The organism is Sphingobium sp. 22B, from assembly GCF_001580035.1.
Classification (GTDB): domain Bacteria; phylum Pseudomonadota; class Alphaproteobacteria; order Sphingomonadales; family Sphingomonadaceae; genus Sphingobium; species Sphingobium fuliginis.
Window position 1 is genome coordinate 1 of the sequence record NZ_LTAB01000065.1, and the last position, 3,791, is coordinate 3,791.

General features: G+C 67.6%; 6 protein-coding genes. All 6 read left to right on the top strand.

The genetic code is table 11. The features are described 5' to 3' along the window. On the top strand, window positions 1-163 hold a 163-nt coding region (locus tag A0J57_RS25745; protein ID WP_153023179.1), incomplete at its 5' end, for an aldehyde dehydrogenase family protein. Beyond that, on the top strand, window positions 160-951 hold the full coding sequence (gene mhpD, locus A0J57_RS24860) for a 2-keto-4-pentenoate hydratase (protein ID WP_062017457.1): 792 nt from the start codon (window positions 160-162) through the stop codon (window positions 949-951). The genes A0J57_RS25745 and mhpD, both read left to right, overlap by 4 nt. Before the next feature lie 73 nt (window positions 952-1,024). Then, a complete protein-coding gene (locus tag A0J57_RS24865; protein ID WP_061939190.1) occupies window positions 1,025-1,786 on the top strand; it encodes a 2-keto-4-pentenoate hydratase in 762 nt (253 codons plus the stop codon). Then, window positions 1,783-2,211 carry a RidA family protein gene (locus A0J57_RS24870; protein ID WP_061939188.1) on the top strand — a complete coding sequence of 143 codons (429 nt, stop codon included), beginning with the start codon at window positions 1,783-1,785 and terminating at the stop codon, window positions 2,209-2,211. The genes A0J57_RS24865 and A0J57_RS24870 overlap by 4 nt, the downstream gene beginning before the upstream one ends. Continuing rightward, entirely contained in the window at window positions 2,208-2,567 is a 360-nt protein-coding gene (locus tag A0J57_RS24875) for a nuclear transport factor 2 family protein (RefSeq protein WP_061939186.1), read from the top strand. Before A0J57_RS24870 ends, A0J57_RS24875 begins: the two co-directional genes overlap by 4 nt. A 120-nt stretch (window positions 2,568-2,687) precedes the next feature. Continuing rightward, window positions 2,688-3,524 carry a TIGR00266 family protein gene (locus A0J57_RS24880; RefSeq protein ID WP_025551437.1) on the top strand — a complete coding sequence of 279 codons (837 nt, stop codon included), beginning with the start codon at window positions 2,688-2,690 and terminating at the stop codon, window positions 3,522-3,524. Window positions 3,525-3,791: the final 267 nt, after the last annotated feature.

Genomic DNA, 3,791 nt, shown 5'->3' on the forward strand with positions numbered 1-3,791 from the left:
CCCCGGACGGATCGAGGTCGGGCTGGTCTGGCTCAACACCTGGTTCCTGCGCGACCTGCGCACCCCCTTCGGCGGCGCCAAGCTGTCCGGGCTGGGCCGCGAAGGCGGGCATCACTCGCTCGACTTCTATTCCGAACTCAAAAATGTGTGCATCAAGCTATGACAGCCTCCATCGAACAGGCCGCCGCGCAGCTCCTTTCCGCGCAGACGAGCGGCATCCCCTGTCCGCCCGTGCGCGGCCTGCTGCCTGAAGGCGACCTTGCCGCCGCCTATGCGGTGCAGAACATCAACGTCCAGCGCGCCGAAGGGGACGGCCGGCGCATTATCGGGCGCAAGATCGGCCTCACGGCGAAAAGCGTGCAGAAGCAGCTCGGCGTCGACCAGCCCGATTACGGCATCCTCTTCGCGGACATGGAGGTGCAGGACGGCGAGATCGTCGCCTGGGACCGCGTGCTCCAGCCCAAGGCGGAGGCGGAGGTCGCCCTCGTCCTCGAACGGGATCTCGACCGCCCGGACACGACGCTGACCGAACTGGTGGCCGCCACCGCCTATGTGCTGCCCGCGATCGAAATCGTCGGCAGCCGCATCGCCAATTGGGACATCTCGATCCTCGACACCATCGCGGACAATGCCTCCAGCGGCGCCTATGTGCTGGGCGCCGCGCCCCGCAAGCTGGCGGACGTCGACCTGCGCCTGTGCGGCATGGCGATGTTCCGCGCGGGCGAGCCGGTCTCGGTCGGCGCGGGCGCGGCCTGCCTCGGCCACCCGCTCAACGCCGCCCTCTGGCTGGCGCGCACCATGGCGAAGGTCGGACGGCCCCTGCAGGCGGGCGATGTCGTCCTGACCGGCGCGCTGGGCCCGATGGTCGCCGCCCGTCCGGGCGATATCATCGAAGCGCGCATCGAAGGGCTGGGTTCGGTGACGGCCGCCTTCGGACGGGAGGCCGCATGATCCAGACCATGCCAGCGGCCGGCCATGCGGCCGGCCTTGTGAAACAGCGCGATGTCCAGGGAGCACGCCGATCATGACCGACATCGAACATTATGCCGCGACGGTGGATGAAGCCGCCCGGACAGCCACCGCCATTCCCCAGTTCGGGCCGGACCTGAAAGAGGCCGACGCCTATGCCGTGCAGGCCGCCTCCATCGCCCGGCGCATCGGCCGCGGCGAACGCCGCATCGGCATGAAGCTGGGCTTCACCAGCCGCGCCAAGATGGTGCAGATGGGCGTGAGCGACCTGATCTGGGGCCGGCTCACCGACCGGATGCTGGTGGAGGAAGGCGCCCCGCTGGACCTCAGCCGCTTCATCCATCCGCGCGTGGAACCGGAAATCGCCTTCCTCATCCGCAAACCGCTGTCGGGCGTGGTGTCCATGCTCCAGGCGCAGGACGCGATCGAGGCTGTCGCCCCCGCGATGGAGATCATCGATTCCCGCTATCGCGACTTCAAGTTCAGCCTGGGCGACGTGGTCGCGGACAATGCGTCCTCCTCGGGCCTGGTGGTGGGGCCATGGCGGCGCGCCGGGCAGGACATCGCCAATCTCGGCATGGTGATGCAGTTCGACGGCCTGCCGGTCCAGATCGGCTCCAGCGCGGCCATTCTGGGCCATCCGCTGCGCGCTCTGGTCTCCGCCGCGCGCCTGGCGGCCGATGCCGGGGAACAGCTCAGCCCGGGCGACATCGTGCTTGCCGGTTCCGCGACCAACGCCGAACCGCTGCGCCCCGGACTGCATGTCCGCCTCGACGTCCAGGCGCTCGGCGCCGCTGAATTCATGGTGGCAGCATGACCGAACATAAGGGCATCGTCGTCGGGAAGGCCAAGCCGCGCGGCCGCTTTCCCCATATCCGCCGCGCCGGCGACCTCCTGTTCGTTTCGGGCACAAGCTCGCGCCTGCCGGACAACAGCTTCGCGGGCGGGAAGGTCGACCCCATGGGCGTCACCGATCTCGACATCCGCGTGCAGACCCGCGCCGTGATAGAAAATATCCGCGACATCCTCCGCAGCGAGGGCGCGGACCTGCGCAATCTCGTCGAAGTCGGCTGCTTCCTCGTGAACATGAACGATTTCGGCGGCTTCAACGAAGTGTGGTCGGAATATTTCGACGAGAACGGCCCCACCCGGACCACGGTCGCCGTCCACCAGCTTCCCCACCCCCTCCTCCTCGTCGAGATGAAGGCGGTGGCCAACGCCCCGCAGAAAGAGCCCCGATGACCGCCACCGCACCGCAGGAAAATATCGTCCGCACCTATCTGAAGTCGATGGAGGCGGGCGACCTGGACGCCACCGTCGCCTGCTTCGATCCCGAAGGCGTGGTCCACTCGCCGGTCTATGGCGAGGTTCCGGTGGCGGAATTCTACCGCAAGCTGTTCGACGACACGATCAGCGCCAGCGTCCGCCTCCGCACCCTCTACGGCGCCGTCGGCGATCCGGGCCGCTGGGCCGCCCATTTCGCCTATGAATGGGTACGCAAGGACGATGTCAGGATCGACACCGATCTTGTCGACCTGTTCGAATTCAGCGAGACTTCCGGATTGATCAAGAGCCTGAGGATCATCTTCGACCGGTAATCCCGCGCGCCTGCCTTCCGGGCCACGCTCCCCCGGCAGAGCTTTGCGTACACGCAAAGACTGGCCGAACCCGGCCGGGAACGGCTATGATCGGCCGGAACCATTCAGGAGCCCGCGACCATGCCGAACCCCAGTCCCTGGCAACATCATCGTCAAGCCGGCCTGGCCGACGACATCGATTTCGAGATCAAGGGCCAGGAACTGCAATTTCTGGAAATAGAGCTCGATCCCGGCGAAAGCGCCGTGGCGGAGGCCGGCGCCCTGGTCTGGAAGGACGCCGCCGTCGGCATGACCACCGTCTTCGGCGACGGCAGCGGCGGCAGCGACGGCAGCTTCATGGGCAAGCTGCTGGGCGCGGGAAAGCGGCTGGTGACGGGGGAAAGCCTGTTCACCACCGTCTTCACCCATAATGGCCGGGGCAAGGCGCGGGTCGCCTTCGCCTCCCCCACCCCCGGCGCGATCCTGCCGATTCGCCTCGATCAGGTCGGCGGGCGGCTGATCTGCCAGAAGGACAGCTTCCTCGCCGCCGCGAAGGGCGTATCGATCGGCGTCCATTTCCAGCAGCGGATCATGACCGGCCTGTTCGGCGGCGAAGGCTTCATCATGCAGAAGCTGGAGGGCGACGGCTGGGTTTTCGTCCAGATGGGCGGCACCATCGTGGAGCGCGAACTGGCCCCCGGCGAACAGCTTCACGTCGATACCGGCTGCGTCGCCGCCTATACCGACACGGTGGATTTCGACCTGGAGCGCGCGGGCGGCGTGCGCAGCATCCTGTTCGGCGGCGAAGGCCTGTTCTTCGCGCGCCTGACCGGGCCGGGCAAGGTGTGGATACAGTCCCTGCCCTTCTCGCGCCTCGCCGGCCGCATGCTGGCGGCGGCGGGCAGCCGCGGCGGCCAGAATCGCGGCGAAGGCTCCGTGCTCGGCGGCCTGGGCGACCTGATCGGCGGCAATAATTAGAGCATCGTGCGCAAAAGTGGGAACCGGTTTTCCGCTCAAGCCGATGCGACAGAAACCCGCAGCGCGCGGCCCGCGCCCGATTTGACCCATGGCGCGCCATAGCCGTCCGCCGCTCTTCCCCCCACCCCCGGCGCGATCCTGCCGATTCGCCTCGATCAGGTCGGCGGGCGGCTGATCTGCCAGAGACAGCTTCCTCGCCGCCGAACAGGCCGGTGTCATGATCCGCTGCTGGAAATGGACGCCGATCGATACGCCCTTCGCGGCGGC